At 70.1% G+C, this 15,861-nt stretch carries 10 protein-coding genes; 8 read left to right on the forward strand and 2 right to left on the reverse strand.

Going from position 1 to position 15,861, the window contains the following annotated elements:
- Positions 1 to 281: 281 nt before the first annotated feature.
- Both ACIQOU_RS04760 and ACIQOU_RS04765 read left to right on the forward strand, forming a co-directional pair.
- The gene (locus tag ACIQOU_RS04760; protein ID WP_401534648.1) at positions 282 to 1,349 is read left to right on the forward strand and encodes a lytic polysaccharide monooxygenase; all 1,068 of its coding nucleotides are present in this window, start codon (positions 282 to 284) and stop codon (positions 1,347 to 1,349) included.
- A gap of 196 nt (positions 1,350 to 1,545) precedes the next feature.
- Positions 1,546 to 4,800 (forward strand): GH92 family glycosyl hydrolase, encoded by a 3,255-nt coding sequence (locus ACIQOU_RS04765; RefSeq protein ID WP_401533876.1) that lies wholly within the window; start codon positions 1,546 to 1,548, stop codon positions 4,798 to 4,800.
- Here ACIQOU_RS04765 and ACIQOU_RS04770 read toward each other — a convergent pair.
- Complete coding sequence (locus tag ACIQOU_RS04770; protein WP_401533877.1) at positions 4,781 to 5,785, reverse strand: acetylxylan esterase; 1,005 nt, start codon at positions 5,783 to 5,785, stop codon at positions 4,781 to 4,783. The two genes, ACIQOU_RS04765 and ACIQOU_RS04770, sit on opposite strands and share 20 nt — an antisense overlap.
- A 229-nt stretch (positions 5,786 to 6,014) precedes the next feature.
- Here ACIQOU_RS04770 and ACIQOU_RS04775 point away from each other — a divergent pair, with 229 nt between their 5' ends.
- The 6 genes from ACIQOU_RS04775 to ACIQOU_RS04800 all read left to right on the forward strand — a co-directional run bounded on the left by ACIQOU_RS04775 (position 6,015) and on the right by ACIQOU_RS04800 (position 13,883).
- Positions 6,015 to 7,001, forward strand: coding sequence for an ABC transporter permease (locus ACIQOU_RS04775; protein ID WP_401533878.1), 987 nt, complete (start codon positions 6,015 to 6,017; stop codon positions 6,999 to 7,001).
- A complete protein-coding gene (locus ACIQOU_RS04780; RefSeq protein ID WP_401533879.1) occupies positions 6,995 to 7,867 on the forward strand; it encodes a carbohydrate ABC transporter permease in 873 nt (290 codons plus the stop codon). Before ACIQOU_RS04775 ends, ACIQOU_RS04780 begins: the two co-directional genes overlap by 7 nt.
- Before the next feature lie 31 nt (positions 7,868 to 7,898).
- Positions 7,899 to 9,554: an extracellular solute-binding protein gene (locus ACIQOU_RS04785; protein WP_401533880.1), complete on the forward strand. Its 1,656-nt coding sequence runs from the start codon at positions 7,899 to 7,901 to the stop codon at positions 9,552 to 9,554.
- Positions 9,551 to 11,053 (forward strand): xylan 1,4-beta-xylosidase, encoded by a 1,503-nt coding sequence (locus ACIQOU_RS04790; RefSeq protein ID WP_401533881.1) that lies wholly within the window; start codon positions 9,551 to 9,553, stop codon positions 11,051 to 11,053. The genes ACIQOU_RS04785 and ACIQOU_RS04790 overlap by 4 nt, the downstream gene beginning before the upstream one ends.
- A 101-nt stretch (positions 11,054 to 11,154) precedes the next feature.
- Positions 11,155 to 11,874 carry a hypothetical protein gene (locus tag ACIQOU_RS04795; protein WP_401534651.1) on the forward strand — a complete coding sequence of 240 codons (720 nt, stop codon included), beginning with the start codon at positions 11,155 to 11,157 and terminating at the stop codon, positions 11,872 to 11,874.
- Positions 11,871 to 13,883: a beta-galactosidase gene (locus ACIQOU_RS04800; protein ID WP_401533882.1), complete on the forward strand. Its 2,013-nt coding sequence runs from the start codon at positions 11,871 to 11,873 to the stop codon at positions 13,881 to 13,883. Before ACIQOU_RS04795 ends, ACIQOU_RS04800 begins: the two co-directional genes overlap by 4 nt.
- Here the strand turns inward: ACIQOU_RS04800 and ACIQOU_RS04805 are convergent.
- The gene (locus tag ACIQOU_RS04805; protein ID WP_401533884.1) at positions 13,877 to 15,856 is read right to left on the reverse strand and encodes an alpha-glucuronidase; all 1,980 of its coding nucleotides are present in this window, start codon (positions 15,854 to 15,856) and stop codon (positions 13,877 to 13,879) included. The genes ACIQOU_RS04800 and ACIQOU_RS04805 overlap by 7 nt on opposite strands.
- Between the last annotated feature and the right edge of the window lie 5 nt (positions 15,857 to 15,861).

Consider the following 15,861-nt stretch of genomic DNA (forward strand, 5'->3'; position numbering starts at 1 on the left):
CGCCGGGGAGTCCCGGCCTGCCCCGGGGGGCGCAGGCCTTCATCGACGCCGGGGGCGTGGGGGTGCGCTGGGGGTTCTGTTGTCTGGTGGGTGGCTGGTTGGGGTGGGGTCTGGGGGGTTGGGTCTGGTGGGGATGGGCGTTTACAAGTCAGGGGGTTGGCGCTAGCTTCCCGGTGCGGGTGGGTGGGAGCGCTCCCATGTTGGGTTCCCGCTTCGCTCGTTCGCGCGTAGTGCACCCCACGCCGCCGTATGTGAAGGAAGTTGTGTGATGTGACATGGGCATGATCAGTTTGGCGCGGAAGGTGTTTCCCGCACGCGCCAGAGTGTTGCTTCTCGTCATGGTTTCGCTGCTTGCCACCGTTCCCGCCCTGGGGCTCGTGGTGTCGACGGGCAGTCGCGCCGAGGCTCACGGGACTCCGATGAAGCCGGGCAGCCGTACCTTCCTGTGCTGGCAGGACGCCCTCACCGACACCGGTGAGATCAAGCCGATCAACCCCGCCTGCCGAGCCGCCCAACAGGTCAGCGGGACAACGCCGTTCTACAACTGGTTCTCCGTGCTGCGCTCCGACGGAGCCGGGCGCACCCGGGGCTTCGTGCCCGACGGTGAGCTGTGCAGCGGCGGCAATCCCAACTTCACCGGCTTCAACCAACCGCGCACCGACTGGCCGTTGACCCATCTGACCTCGGGGGCCACCGTCGACTTCTCCTACAACGCCTGGGCCGCGCACCCGGGTTGGTTCTACGTGTACCTCACCAAGGACGGCTACGACCCGACGAAGACCCTCACCTGGGACGACATGGAGGACACCCCGTTCCTCAGCGTCGACCACCCGCCGCTCAACGGCAGTCCCGGCACCGTCGAGGCCAACTACGCGTGGAGCGGGCAGCTTCCGTCGGGCAAGTCGGGGCGGCACATCGTCTACATGGTGTGGCAGCGGTCCGACAGTGCCGAGACCTTCTACTCGTGCTCCGACGTCGTCTTCGACGGCGGCAACGGTGAGGTCACCGGCATCCACGAACCCGGCAACCCGACCGATCCGATCCCCGGCAAGTGCACCGCCAGCCGTCGGACCACGGGGAGTTGGAGCGGTGGGTACCAGTCCGAGGTCACGGTCACCAACAGCGGTGACGTGCCGATGCTGGGCTGGATGGTCGACTGGACGTTGCCCGGCGGGCAGACCGTCGACAGCCTCTGGAACGGCAACGCCACCTATACCGGGCAGGACGTGATGGTCCACAACGCCGACTGGAACGGGTCGTTGGCCCCCGGTGCCAGCACCACCTTCGGGTACGTCGTCCTTGGCTCCGGCGGTGACACCGCCACCGGCCTGCCCTGTCAGGTCGGTTGATCGGCGTCGGTTGTCATGCGAGGTGCGGGTCCGGTACCGGTCGTGACGGTGCCGGGCCTGCGGGCCGTTCGGGTGGGGTGGCGTGGTGCCTTCCCGGGGGGATCGTCTCTCTGTGGTAGGGCTGGCGCTCGGTACTGTCCCTGCGGCTTGTGTGTCCTTCGGTGCGCGGCCCGGGTGGAGGAGTTGGGGTCGCGTCATGCGTGTCCGTCCGGTGTCTGTGTTGGTTGTCCTCGTTCTCGTGGTCAGTGGTGTCGGGCCTGCCTTCGCCGCTCCTGGGGTGGTCGGTGATCCGGTCCCCTATGTCGATCCGCTCATCGGGACCGCCAACGGCGGCGATGTCTTTCCCGGGGCTGTCGTGCCGTTCGGGATGCTCTCCTGGAGTCCGGAGAACACCCGGGGCGATGCCACCAGGACGGCCGCGCCCGGCGGGTACCACTACGACGCCATCCGGGTGCGGGGCTTCAGCCTCACCCATATGTCGGGGACCGGGTGTGCCGGGGGCAGCGGTGACATTCCCTTTTTCCCGTACGCCGGGGACGTCACCTCCTCGCCCGCCCGTGATACCCAGGACGCCGTCTATGCCGCCGACTTCCGTCATGACGACGAGGTCGCCGAGGCCGGGCACTACAAGGTGGGGCTCTCCTCCGGGGTGACCGCCGAGCTGGCCGCCACGGCTCGTACCGGGTCCGGGCGCTTCACGTTTCCGGTCGGCAAGCCCGCCTCGATGCTCGTCCGTACCGCCAACTCCGAGGTGGGGTCGGTCGGTTCGACGGTGACCATCGATCCGGTGACGCGGACCGTGTCGGGGTCCGTCACCTCCGGGAACTTCTGTGGGTATCTGGACCCCGAGGGGCGGCGGGACTACTACACGGTGTATTTCGTGGCCCGGTTCGATCGTGCCTTTGATGGCCAAGGGGCCTGGGTGGATGGGGAGTTGGCTCCCGGGAGTGTGAAGGCCTCTGGTGGAAGCGGGGGGTTCGGGGTCGGTGGGCGGCCGGTTGCGGGGAAGGGGGCCGGGGGGTACGTGCGGTTCGCTCCCGGGACCGGGGAGGTGAACGTCAAGGTCGGTATCTCCTACGTCAGTCGGGCCGGGGCCGCTGCCAATCTCGACGCCGAGAATCCTCCGCGTCGTACCTTCGACTCCGTGCGGGACGCCGGGCGGCAGGCCTGGCGGGAGCGGCTCGGTGCCGTGCGGGTCGGCGGTGGGAGCGAGGACGAGCGGACCATCTTCTACACCGCCCTCTACCACTCGTTGCTGCATCCCAACGTCATCAGCGACGCCGACCGGCGTTATCGGGGGAGCGACGGTCGGGTGCATCGGGTCGGACGGCGCCACGGTGCCCAGTACGGGACGTTCTCCGGGTGGGACGTCTACCGCGACCAGGTGCAACTGGTGACGCTGCTCGACCCGGACGTCGGCTCCGACATCGCCCAGTCGCTCTACCGACTCGCCCGGCAGAACGGCGGGGTGTGGGACCGCTGGCTGCACGGGGCGAGCGGCACGCACGTCATGAACGGCGATCCCTCGCCGACCGCCCTCGCCGGTATCCGTGCCTTCGGGGGCACCGGATTCGATCTGCGCGGGGCACTTGAGTCGTTGGTGAAGGCGGCCACCGTGCCGACCGGGCAGGATCTGTCGGCGGCCGGGAAACCCGTGATGGCGGTGGGGCAGCGGCCCTCGCTGGACACGTACCTGAAGCTTCACTACATGCCGTCCGTGTCCCATGCCTGGGGCGGGGCCGCCGAGACCCTGGAGATGTCCACCGCCGACTTCGCGCTGTCCCAACTGGCCTCGGCAGCCGGTGAGATGGGCGTTGCCGGGGAGTTCGCCGAGCGGGCTCAGTGGTGGCAGAACACCTTCAACGTCGCCGCCGATCGAAGTGGCGGTTACATCGCCAACCGCAAGGCCGACGGCAGTTGGGTCACCGGGTTCACGCCGTCCACCGGCAACGGGTTCGTGGAGGGGACCGCCGCCCAGTACACGTGGATGGTGCAGCACAACCCCGCCGGGTTGTTCGCCGCGATGGGAGGTGAGAGCCGTGCCGTGGAGCGGCTCGACTCCTTCTTCCACGCGGGCGACGGGAGGTGGGCGTTCACCGGCAGCGGGGGTGCCAAGTCCGAGTTGGACAACGAGCCCTCCCTCAACGTGCCCTATCTGTACGACTACGCCGGTGCCCCCTACAAGACGCAGGAGACCGTGCGGGCGGCGATGCGTCGGCTCTGGTCGACCGAGCCGGGCGGTATCCCCGGCAACGACGACCTCGGCGCCATGTCGTCCTGGTACGTCTTCTCCGCCCTCGGCATGTATCCGCAGGTGCCCTCGCGGGCCGAACTGGTGCTGGCCTCACCGCTGTTCCCCCGCGTGGACATCGCCCGGCCGCGCGGCAACCACCTCACCATCCGGGCATCCGGCGCCGCCGCCGACGCCCCCTACATCCGCTCCCTGAAGGTCAACGGCCGCTCCAGTGACCGCCCTTGGCTCCCCGCCTCCTTCGTGCGGGACGGCGGACAGCTCGACTACGCCCTCTCCTCCGTCGCCGACCGGGACTGGGGAGCCGCCCAGCCGCCACCGTCGTTCCGGGCGGGTGAGCAGCCCTATCAGATCGGCGTCGGGCCCACCACGGCGACGATCGCACCGGGTGCCCGTACTCAAGTCGCCGTGCGTGCGCTGTCGTTGGGCGGGCGCGCCAGGCCCGAGGTGCGTTTCCGGGTCGAGACGCCGGGCGGGGTGAGTGCCGACCCTGCCGAGGGTGCCGTCGTCGACGGGCTTCGGCGCATCACGCTCACCGCGTCCGGCGGGGCCCGTCAGGGGTTCTACGACGCCTCGGTGACCGTGACCTCCGGTGGGCGCTCCTACCGGCAGCCGCTCGCCCTGACCGTCGCCGCGCCGGGCACCCTGCTGGCCGCGTACGGCAACACCGGCGTCTCGGACGACGTGGGTGAGCATGACGAGGCCGACTACGACGGGGGTGGCCGGAGTTACTCCCGTCAGGCGCTCGCGGCGGCCGGTCTCACGCCGGGCGGGCGCGGGACGGTTGAGGGGCTGGCGTTCACCTGGCCCGACTCGCCCTCCGGACGGGTCGACCATATCTCCGCCGATGGGCAGGTCCTTCAACTGGCAGGTGGTGTAAGGCGGTTGTCGTTCATCGGCAGTGGGGTCAACGGGGATCGGAGCGGGGCGGCCACGGTCACCTACGACGATGGCAGTACCGGCGTCCTCCCACTGGGTCTGACCGACTGGACCGTTGGCGGTGGGGGCGGGGCGGTCCGGTACGGGAACGTCGTCGTCGGCAAGGCCGCCTATCGGAATGTCGCCGGTGGGGGGAAGGACGCGGTGGCGGCCCATGTGTTCGCCACCGAGCCCTTCACCGCACCCGAGGGGAAGAGGATCGTGAGCGTGCGGCTGCCGGTGGACCATGATCTGCATGTGTTCACGTTGGCCGTGGGCTGACCTCCAACAGCCCCTTCATCCAGTCGAGTTGGCGGCGTACGTGGAGCGCGTCGCCGCCCTCGTGGCCGTTGTAGGGGTAGGCGTGGATCTCCTTGCGGGTGGTGGTGCCGGTCAGCTCGCCGTAGCGGTTGAAGGCGGCGTACGCTCCGCTCGGCGGGCACACCGTGTCACGCAGGCCCACCCCGAAGTGGGCCGGTGCGTGGGCGCGGCGGGCGAAGGAGATGCCCTCCAGATAGGAGAGCGTGCGGTAGGCGGCCGGTTCGGCGCCCCGGTGGACGGCCAGAAAGGCTGCCATCTCGCCGTAGGGGCCCGCGTCCGTGAGGTCCAAGGCGCGGCGGATACCGCAGAGCAGGGGTGCGGTGACCAGCGTCGCCGCGAGATCCGGGACCAGGCCCGCCACCGCCAGGGCGACCCCGCCGCCCTGACTGTTGCCGACGGCGGCGACCTGGGCGCCGTTCACCCCCGGCAGCGCGCGCACGGCCGCCACCGCGCGGACCGCGTCCGTGATCAGCCGCCGGTAGTGGTGGTCGCGGGCGTCGAGCAGGCCGCGTACCGCCGCGCCCGGGCCGCCCGGTGCCGAGGCGTGCGGGTCGGGGGTCGCGCCGCCGTTGCCGTACTGGTCGCCCTGGCCGCGGTTGTCCATCAGCAGGTGCGCGTACCCGGCGTTCACCCAGGTGAGCCGCTCGTGCGGGAGGCCCCGGCCCCGGCCGTAGCCCGCGAACTCGACGACGGCGGGCAGCAGTTGGGGCGTGCGGGCGGGGCGGGTGAACCAGGCGCGGACCGGGTCGCCGGCGAAGCCCCGGAACGTCACGTCCCAGGACTCGGTGAGGCGTAGCCCCGAGTCGACCGGCCGGACCGAGACGACGGGGTCCGCCCGGTCGGCCTCCTTGAGGGTGTTCTGCCAGAACGCGTCGAAGTCCGGGGGCTCCTCGACGGCCGGGCGGTAGCGCTCCAACTCGGGCAACGGCAGATCGAACGCGGGCACAGGGGCACCTCGCAGGAGTCGGTCCAGGCATGGAAACTTGCGGAGTTCGCTGGCTTCGGTTCCCGGGTTCTACCCCGGGCGGCGGCGCTTTCAACTCTCCACACACGTATCAACAGAGCGCTGCTGTACCCATTGACAGCGCTTTCTGAGTGGCTTTAAGTTGCCGCGAAGTTACCGGTAAGAAGCTCGAAAGTTTCGGTTCCGCGCCCTCCGTCCGAGAGGACCGAGCATGAGCACCTCCACCACGTCGGCCTCTCCACCGGGCACCCAGGACCCGCCCCCGAACGCCCCCGAGCCGCCACGCCCGAGCGCGCGCCCGGGGTGGCGGCGGACCCTGCGCCGCGACGGGCAGCTGTACTCCCTCGCCGCGCTGCCGCTGCTGTTCTTCCTGGTCTTCCGCTATCTGCCGATGATCGGCAACGTCATCGCCTTCCGCCGCTTCGAACCGGGCGGGTCCATCCTGGGCGAGCAGTGGGTCGGCCTGCGCTACGTCGAGATGTTCCTCACCGACCCCACCTTCTGGCAGGTCTTCCGCAACACGCTCTGGCTCGGCGGACTGACCCTGCTCTTCTGCTTCCCGGTGCCGATCGTGCTGGCCCTGCTGCTCAACGAGGTACGCCGCCGTTCGCTGAAACGGTTCGTCCAGTCGGTGTCCTACCTGCCGCACTTCCTGTCGATCGTCATCGTCGCCGGTATCACCATGCAGATGCTGGCCGGTGACGGGCCGGTCAACCATCTGCTGGGCCGGTTCGGCCACGACCCGATCCGGTTCATCCAGGAACCCGGCTGGTTCCGCACCCTGTTCATCGGCTCGGAGGTCTGGCAGACCGCCGGCTGGGGAACGATCCTCTACCTCGCCGCGCTCACCACGATCGACGAGGACCTCTACGAGGCCGCCCGCATCGACGGCGCCAACCGCTGGCAGCAGACCTGGCATGTCACCCTGCCCGGCATCCGCCCCACCATGATCACGCTGCTCATCCTGAACATCGGCACCTTCATGGCCGTCGGCTTCGAGAAGGTCCTGCTGCTGTACAACCCGCTGACCTATCCGACCGCCGACGTCATCTCCACGTACCTGTACCGCACGGGAGTCGAGTCCAACAGCTTCAGTTACGCCGCCGCCATCGGGCTGTTCGAGGCGGTCATCGGGCTGGTGCTGATCACGTCCGCGAACCAGGTGTCGCGCCGCGCGGTCGGGACGAGCCTGTGGTGAGGCCGAGCCGGTCCTACCGGGTCTTCCAGGGCGTCAACGGCGTGGTCCTCACCCTCGTCGTGCTCGTCACCCTGTATCCCTTCGTCAACATCATCGCCCGCTCCTTCAGCGGGGAACGGCAGATCCGCGCGGGTGAAGTCCAGCTGTGGCCCGAGGGGTTCAACCTCACCACGTACCGGATCGTGCTGCATGACGGGACGTTCTGGCGCAGCTACGGCAACACCCTTTACTACACGGTGTTCTCCACGGTCGTCGCGATGATTCTGACGACCTGTTACGCCTACGTCCTGTCGAAGCGGAACCTCAGAGGGCGTGGACTCCTCGTCGGCGTCGCCGTGTTCACCATGTTCTTCTCCGGCGGCCTGATCCCCACCTACGTCCTGATCACCAGCCTCGGCCTGAAGAACTCCGTGTGGGCGCTGGCCATCCCGAACGCCATCAGCGTCTTCAACCTGCTGGTGATGAAGGCGTTCTTCGAGGGCCTGCCGACCGAACTGGAGGAGGCCGCGCAGATCGACGGCCTCAGCACCTACGGCATCCTGCTGCGGATCGTGCTGCCCCTGTCGAAGGCGGTGGTCGCGACGATGGTGCTGTTCTACTCGGTGTCGTTCTGGAACTCCTGGTTCGGCGCGTTCCTCTACATGGACCGGCCCGAACTGATGCCGGTCACCGTCTACTTGCGCAACCTCATCGCGGGCGCCACCGGCGGCGGCAACGCGGGCGCCGGGACCGAGCAGCTCACCCAGGTCGCCGCCAACATCCAGGCGGTCACCATCGTGCTCACCGCGCTGCCCATCCTCTGCGTCTACCCGTTCGTCCAGCGCTACTTCGTGTCGGGCGTGACGCTCGGCGCCGTCAAGGGCTGACGCCCGGCCCACGGGAACAAGGGAGTTATCCGTGCAGAACGCAGGACATCTGACGCGGCGTCAGATCCTCGCCGTGGCGGGCTTCGCCGGTCTCGCCACCCTCACCGGCTGCGGCAGCGGCGCCGACGGCGCCGACACCAAGGACCTGTCGAAGAAGCAGCACGGCGCGATGCCCGAGTATCGCGCCGGTCAGCAGTTCAAGGCGACGAAGGCGCTCTCCTTCTCGATGCTGCACAACGACAACCCGGGCTACCCCCTGAAGAAGAACTGGCTGTTCTGGAAGGAGGTGACCCGGCGCACCGGCGTCACCCTCCAACCCGTCGACGTGCCGCTGAGCGACTACGAGAAGAAGCGCAGCCTGCTCATCGGCGCGGGCGACGCGCCCTTCCTGATCCCCAAGACGTACCACCCCGCCGAGGCCGCCTTCGTCTCCTCCGGCGCCATCCTGCCCGTCAGCGAGTACGTCCACCTGATGCCCAACTTCCAGGCCAAGGTGAGGAGTTGGAAGCTGGAGCCGGAGATCGACTCCATCCGGCAGGCCGACGGCAAGTACTACCTGCTGCCCGGCCTGCACGAGAGACCCCGTTCCGGATACTCGCTGGCGCTGCGCACGGACATCCTCGACAAGCACGGCCTGACCCTGCCCACCACCTGGGACCAGGTGTACGACGTCTTCAAGGCGCTGAGGCGGGAGTACCCCGACCGCTACCCCTTCTCCGACCGCTGGAGCACCAACACCACGTTCCCCGTAGGCGCGTTGCTCAACTACCTCGGCACCGCCTACGGCACCCGGGCGGGCTGGTCCTACGACAACATCAGCTGGGACGACGGCGCGAAGACGTTCGTCTTCACCGGCGCCACCGACAGCTTCCGCCACGTCATCGAGTATCTGCGGAAGTTGGTCGCCGAGAAGCTGATGGACCCGGAGAGCTTCACCCAGTCCGACGACGACGCCGTGAAGAAGCTCCTCTCCGAGCAGTCCTTCGCGATCAGCGCCAACCCGCAGGAGCTGGTGCAGAACTACCGCTACAACCTGGCCAAGCAGGTCAAGGGCGCCACGATCGAGATGATCCCGGTACCGCTCGGACCCTCGGGCGCGGTGCTGCCGAGCGGACTCCGCCTGGAGAACGGGGTGATGATCTCCAGCAAGGCCCTGGGGAGCGCCGACTTCGTCGCGATGATGCAGTTCGTGGACTGGCTCTGGTACTCCGACGAGGGCCAGCGCCTCTCCAAGTGGGGTGTCGAGGGCGTCACCTACACGTACAGCGACGGCACGTACCGGCTGAAGGACGGCATCAGCCTGATGGGCTCCGACCCGTCCGCCCCGAAGGATCTCCAGAAGGACTACGGCTTCTTCAACGGCGTCTTCACCTACGGCGGCAGGTGGGCGCTGGTCTCCTCCTCCTTCCTGCCGGACGAGACGAGATTCCAGGCCGCCATGGCCCGGCGCACCCAACTGCCCATCGACCCGGCCCACCCGCTGCGCTCCACCGAGCAGGAGCAGGCCTCCCTCTGGGACACCCCGCTGAAGGACCACGTCACCCAGAACTGTCTCCAGTTCATCCTGGGCAGGCGCCCGCTGTCCCAATGGAACACCTACCTCGCCGAGTTGAAGGCGAAGAACATGCAGCAGCTGGTCGACCTGCACAACGCGGCGTACGAGCGCTTCAAGAAGGAGAACGGGTGATCCCCGAGGAACCGGTCGGCACCTTCACCGACGCCTGGCGGTTCTGCGTCGGCACCGGCCGCCTCGAACTCGCCCTGCGCCGCGACTATCAGGACTCCCTCACCCTGATCCAACGCGAGATCGGCTTCCGGCACATCCGGGGCCACGGCCTCTTCAGCGACGGCATGGGCGTCTACCGCCCCTACACCTGGCAGGACGAACGCCGGGTCCGGCACGCCTTCACCTACGTCGACCAGATCATCGACGCCTACCTGGCGCTCGGCATCCGGCCCTTCCTCGAACTCGGCTTCATGCCCGAGGAGTTGGCGTCCGGCAAGCAGACGGTGTTCTGGTGGCGCGGCAACGTCACCCCGCCCGCCTCGCACCAGGAGTGGGCCGCGCTGGTCCGCGCCACCCTCGTCCACCTCATCGACCGCTACGGCCTCGACGAGGTACGGACCTGGCCCATCGAGGTCTGGAACGAACCCAACCTCACCGCCTTCTGGCAGGACGCCGACGAGGACGCCTACCACCGCCTGTACGAGGTGACCGCGCACGCCCTGAAGGAGGTCGACGCGGGCCTCCAGGTCGGCGGCCCGGCGATCTCGCCCGGCGCCGACGACTGGCTGGAACGCTTCGCCGAGTTCACCCAACGCCGGGACGTGCCCGTCGACTTCGTGTCCAAGCACGCCTACACCTCGGGCCCCGCCCAGCACGTCCCCTTCGGCGTCCACCAGACGCTGGCCCCGGCGGCCGACCTGCTCGCCCAGTTCGCCACCCCACGGGAACGCCTCAAGGGCACCGGACTCGCCGAACTGCCCGTGCACATCACGGAGTTCAACTCCTCCTACCGCCCGGACAACCCGATCCACGACACCGCGTTCCACGCCGCCTACCTGGCCCCGGTGCTCGCGGCCGGCGGCGACCACGTCGACTCCTTCTCCTACTGGACGTTCAGCGACATGTTCGAGGAGACCGGCGTGCCGACCGCCCTCTTCCACGGCGGATTCGGGCTGCTCACCCACCGCCAGGTGAAGAAACCGACCTACCACCTCTACGCGTTCCTGGCCCGGATGGGCGGTCACCTGCTGGCGCGCGGCGACGACCACCTCGTCACCCGGCACCCCGACGGCCGCGTCACCGTCCTCGCCTGGGCCCCGGTCGACGCGAGCGGCGCCACCCCGGGACCCGAACGGCACCGGGTGCGGCTGTCCGTGCCGCTGCGCGCGAGGGCGGCCTTCAGTCACCGGTCCACCGTGGACGAGGAGTTCGGCAACGCCCGCGCCGCCTGGCAGCAGCTGGGCAGCCCGCACGCGCCGGGCCCACGCGCCCTCGACCTGCTCCGGGAAGCGGCCGAACCCGCCCGCCGCCACCAACGCCTCCCGGTGACCGACGGCCGCGTCGCCCTCGACCTGACCCTCACCCGCCACGAGATCACCCTCGTCGAACTGCACCCCGTCGAGGACGAGACGCCCCCATGGTCGGACGAACGACGGCTGTTGGGGAGGGAAGGGCGATGAGGGCGGCACACACGAGAGCAGACGGGCGGGACGGGGCGCCTTGGTTGGGCGATGGCGTCCAACGTCCGTTCACCTCAAGGACGTTGGGCGTCGAACGTCAACTGCCGTACCCCCCAGCCACCTTGGCCGACCCCGACCACCCCGGGCCCCCAGCCCGCACCTTCGGTGACGGTCCCCTCTCTCGTGCCGCCGCCCTCGTCCACACCCTCCTCACCGTGGAGGCGCTCCTGCTGTTCGCCTCCTCGCCGGGCATCGTCGGTCTCTTCCTGCTCGGCGCCGACGCCTCCAACCTCCCCCTCGTCGCCCTCTGTCTCCTCCCCGTCGGCCCGGCGCTCTCCGCCGGCCTGTACGCCCTTGAGCACCGAGGGCGTGACCTGGCCGACCTCCACCCGGCCCGGACGTTCTGGCGGGGCTGGCGGCTCAACGCCGTTGCGGTACTGGAGATATGGGTGCCGCTGTCGGTGTGGCTCACCGTCGTGGCGTTCACGCTCACGCACTTCGCGCTGACCGGCCTGCCCGGCTGGTGGGCGCTGCTGCTCGCCGGGATCGGGGCGGGCTCGCTGCTGTGGGGCGCCCACGCCCTGGTGCTGGCCTCGCTGTTCACGTTCCGGGCCCGGGACACCGCCCGCCTCGCCGCCTACTTCCTGCTGCGGCACGGCCGCGCCACCCTCGCCGCCGGCTCCCTGCTGGCGCTGGCCGCCGGGCTCACCGTTCTGCTCACCGAGGCCCTGCCCGCGCTGCTGGCCGCGCCGCTGCTGCTCTCCCTGCTGCACAGCAGTCGTCCGGTGATCACCGAGACCGCGAAGGACTTCACGGCATGAGCGACAAGATCCGCTACGGCGGCGACTACAACCCCGAGCAGTGGCCGGAGGAGGTGTGGGACGAGGACCACCGCCTGTTCACGCGGGCCGGGATCGACACCCTGACCGTCGGTGTCTTCGCCTGGTCGCTCACCCAACCCGCCGAGGACACCTACGACTTCGGCGTGCTCGACCGCATCCTGGAGCGGGCCGCCGCCGAGGGCCGCCGGGTCTGCCTGGCCACCGGCACCGCCGCCGTCCCGCCCTGGCTCGCCCACGCCTACCCCGAGGTCAACCGCACCGACTTCGAGGGCCGCAGACACCGCTACGGGCAACGGCACAACTTCTGCCCCAGCTCACCCGCGTACCGCAGGCTCGCCACCGCGCTGGCCGACCGGATCGCCGAACGCTACGCCGGACACCCCGCGTTGCTCGCCTGGCACGTCAACAACGAGTACGGCGGCGCCTGTTACTGCGACCTGTGCGCCGACGCCTTCCGTGACTGGCTGCGGGACAGGTACGGAGACCTCGACGCCCTCAACGACGCCTGGTGCACGACGTTCTGGTCCCACCGCTACACCGACTTCGCGCAGATCGAGCCGCCCAGCGCCCTCACCGAGCACTGGCGCGGACCCGACCACACCGCGTTCCAGGGCACCACCCTCGACTGGTCCCGCTTCACCACCGACGCCCTGCTCGGCTGCTTCCTCGCGGAGAAGGAAGCCCTCCGCAGCCACGACCAGGACACCCCCGTCACCACCAACTTCATGGGCATGTACCGCCCGTTGGACTACCACCGCTGGGCGCCCCACCTCGACTTCGCTTCCTGGGACAGCTACCCGCCCCTGGACGCGCCGCCGACCTGGCCCGCCCTCGCCCACGACCTGATGCGCGGCCTCAAGGACGGCGCCCCTTTCTGGCTGATGGAACAGACCCCGTCGACGACAGCCTGTCGTGACGTCAACCCGCTGCGCAGGCCAGGGGAGTTGAGGCTCGCGACGTTCCAGGCGATCGCCCACGGCGCCGACGCCGCCCTCTACTTCCAGCTGCGTGCCTCGCGCGGAGCCTGCGAGAAGTACCACGGCGCCGTCATCGGGCACGCGGGTCGCGACGACACCCGTGTCTTTGGCGAAGTCGCCGGGATCGGAACGGAGTTGGCGGCGCTCGGGGCCGTCGCGCTCGGTGCCCGCACCCTGGCCCGTACCGCCCTCGTCTTCGACTGGGACAGCTGGTGGGCCCTGGAGATCTCCGACGGCCCCTCCCGTCACGTCCGTTACCAGGACACCGTCCACGCCTACTACCGTGCCGCCCGCGAGGCCGGTGCCGATGTCGACGTCGTCCCGCACACCGCCGACCTCACCGCCTACGACGTGGTCCTCGCGCCCGTCCTGCACATGGTCAAGGGCGATCTCGCCGCCCGCCTCGAAGCCGTCGCCGCACGGGGCGGCACCGTCCTCGCGACGTTCCTCTCCGGCCGCGTCGACGCGCACGACCGCGCCTTCCTCACCGACGTCCCCGGCCCGCTCGCCGGGCTCATGGGCATCCGCGTCGACGAGTGGGACGCCCGGCCACCGGACGTCGTCCAGCCGGTCCGGCTGGGGGAGTTGAGCACCGGGGCGCGGCTCGTCTTCGAGATCGTGCGGCCGCGCGGCGCCGAACCGGTCGGGACCTACGGCGCCGACTTCTACGCCGGTACGCCCACCGTCACCCGCAACGCCTTCGGCACCGACGGCGGCGAGGGCTGGTACGTCGCCACCGCCCTCGAACAACCCGGCGTCGACTGGGTCGTCCGGCGGATTCTCGCCCGCCACGACCTGCTCGGCCCCCACGCCGACCAGCCCGCCGTCGAGACCGCCCACCGCACCGCCCCCGACGGCACCCGCCTCCTCTTCCTCCTCAACCACGCGGCGGAACCGGCCCAGTTGACCGCCCACGCCCCGGCGACCGACCTGCTCACCGGTGAACGGGTCGAGAAACAGGCGCCGTTGACCCTCGACCCGTACGGTGTAGCCGTGCTGCGACTTCAGTAGATCCGCCGGCCCCGCGCGTCCGGCACCCCCGACGTCCGCAGGAAGTAGGTGTTGACCTGGTCGCGCCACTCGCGGGCGCTACGCAGCTGCTCGTCGTAGCGCTCGGCGACCCGCGTGTGACGCGGCCGGTCGAGGAGCGGGGCCAGTGACGCCCACAACGCGCGGGCCTCGGCGACCTCCTCGACGCCCTCGAAGTGCGTGTCGTAGATGTGCTGGATGACCGTGCGGCCGTCGTGCAGGACGTGGCCGTAGGGCATGTGGTGGAAGAACAGCAGGAGTTCGTCGGGGCAGGTGCTCGGGGACTCGTAGATCTCGGCCCACGGCTTGGCGTACTGGGCCGCGTATCCGGTGCCGGTGGCGGCGCTGCGGTCGACGCCGACGCCGTCCCGGTCGGCGAAGTGGTAGGTACCCCACGGGCTGTACTCGTAGCCGTCCACGCTCGGCCCGTAGTGGTGGCCCGGCTGCACCATGAAGCCCACTCCGAGCGGCGCCGTGTACTTCTCGTACGTCCGCCAGGACCCGGTAAGGACGCGCCGCACTCCGTCCGCGAGCTGCGCGGAGGCGCCCGGGAACGTCAACGCGATCCACTCGTCGAGGAGTTGACCCGGGTCGGCGTCGGGTTGCCAGGCGAGCCGGCCGAACGTGTACAGGTTGGCCTGGGCCAGCGGATGGCCGGTCCAGAACGGGTCGTCGCCGACGTTGGCCACGGCGACCAGTGCCGATGCCCGCTCACCTACCGTCGGCCCGTCCGGGCCCTCGTGGCCGAAGCGCAGCGCCTCGCTCCACATCGGGCCGAGCCAGCACACGTGCCGCTGCTGCCCGGTGTACTCCTGGGTCGCCTGCACCTCCACCGCGAGGCGGGTGCGCGGCAGGGCGCCGATGACCGGGGAGAGCGGCTCGCGCACCTGGAAGTCCATCGGCCCGTGCTTGACCTGGAGCAGGACATTGTCCGCGAACGAGCCGTCCAGCGGGGCAAATTGGTCGTGCGCGGCCCGCGCCCGGTCCGTCGTGCGGTCCCGCCAGTCCTGGCGATGGTCGTAGACGAAGGCCCGCCAGTGCACCGTTCCGCCGTGCGGGGCGAGCGCGGCGGCCAGCGTGTTCGCGCCCTCGGCGTGGGAGCGGCCGTAGGCGAACGGGCCCGGCTGGCCCTCGGAGTCGGCCTTCACGACATACCCGCCGAAGTCCGGGATCGCCGCGTACACCCGCCCGGTCGCCTCCGCCCACCAGGCCCGCACGTCCTCGTCGAGGGGGTCGGCGGTGGGCAGCCCGCCGAGGACCATCGGCGCGGCGAAGGTGACCGACAGATGAGTGCGGATGCCGTACGGCCTGAACGCCTCGGCCAGCGCGGCCACTTCACCGATCCGGTCGGTCAGCAACCGCGCCTCGGTGGCGTGCACGTTGACGTTGTTCACGGCGACGGCGTTGATCCCGCAGGCCGCCAACAGCCGGGCGTACGCCCGCACTCGGCCCCACTCCTCGCGGGCCCGGCCCGCCGCCCAGAACAGCGAGCCGCCCGCGTACCCCCGTTCCACCTGCCCCATGACCGGATGCACGGCCACGTTGTCCCAGTGGTCGAGCATCCGTATCCCCAACCGGGGCCGGTTCTCGGTGAGTCGGTGCTCGCCCGCGAAGGCCCGCTCGCCCAGCCGGACGACATGGAAGAGGCCGTACAGCAGGCCGGTCGGGCCGGACGCGGTGACCGTCGTACGGTCCGCGCCCCGCCCGAAGGTGAACGCCTCGCTGTCGTCGTCGCCGGTCAACTCCAGGAGCAGGTCGCACGGTTCGGGGGCCGCGGCACGCTCGACGCGGCCCCCGAAGCGGGCGCAGGCCGCCGCCACCTCCCCGTGCACCGTGGCCACCAGCGGACCCGGTCCACGGACCAGGACCCGCCGGGTGCCGAGCGGCCGGAACACCTCGTCCGGCAGCCAGGCCGGGTCGACACCCTCGGGCAGGGCGGGCGCGGGAAGCGGCATGGGAC

The organism is Streptomyces sp. NPDC091279, assembly GCF_044757465.1.
Classification (GTDB): domain Bacteria; phylum Actinomycetota; class Actinomycetes; order Streptomycetales; family Streptomycetaceae; genus Streptomyces.

Coding starts and splice junctions, on each gene's coding strand:
- ACIQOU_RS04760 (WP_401534648.1), top strand. CDS start 282: ATGATCAGTTTGGCGCGGAAGGTGTTTCCCGCACGCGCCAGAGTGTTG.
- ACIQOU_RS04800 (WP_401533882.1), top strand. CDS start 11,871: ATGAGCGACAAGATCCGCTACGGCGGCGACTACAACCCCGAGCAGTGG.
- ACIQOU_RS04805 (WP_401533884.1), bottom strand. CDS start 15,856: ATGCCGCTTCCCGCGCCCGCCCTGCCCGAGGGTGTCGACCCGGCCTGG.
- ACIQOU_RS04775 (WP_401533878.1), top strand. CDS start 6,015: ATGAGCACCTCCACCACGTCGGCCTCTCCACCGGGCACCCAGGACCCG.
- ACIQOU_RS04765 (WP_401533876.1), top strand. CDS start 1,546: ATGCGTGTCCGTCCGGTGTCTGTGTTGGTTGTCCTCGTTCTCGTGGTC.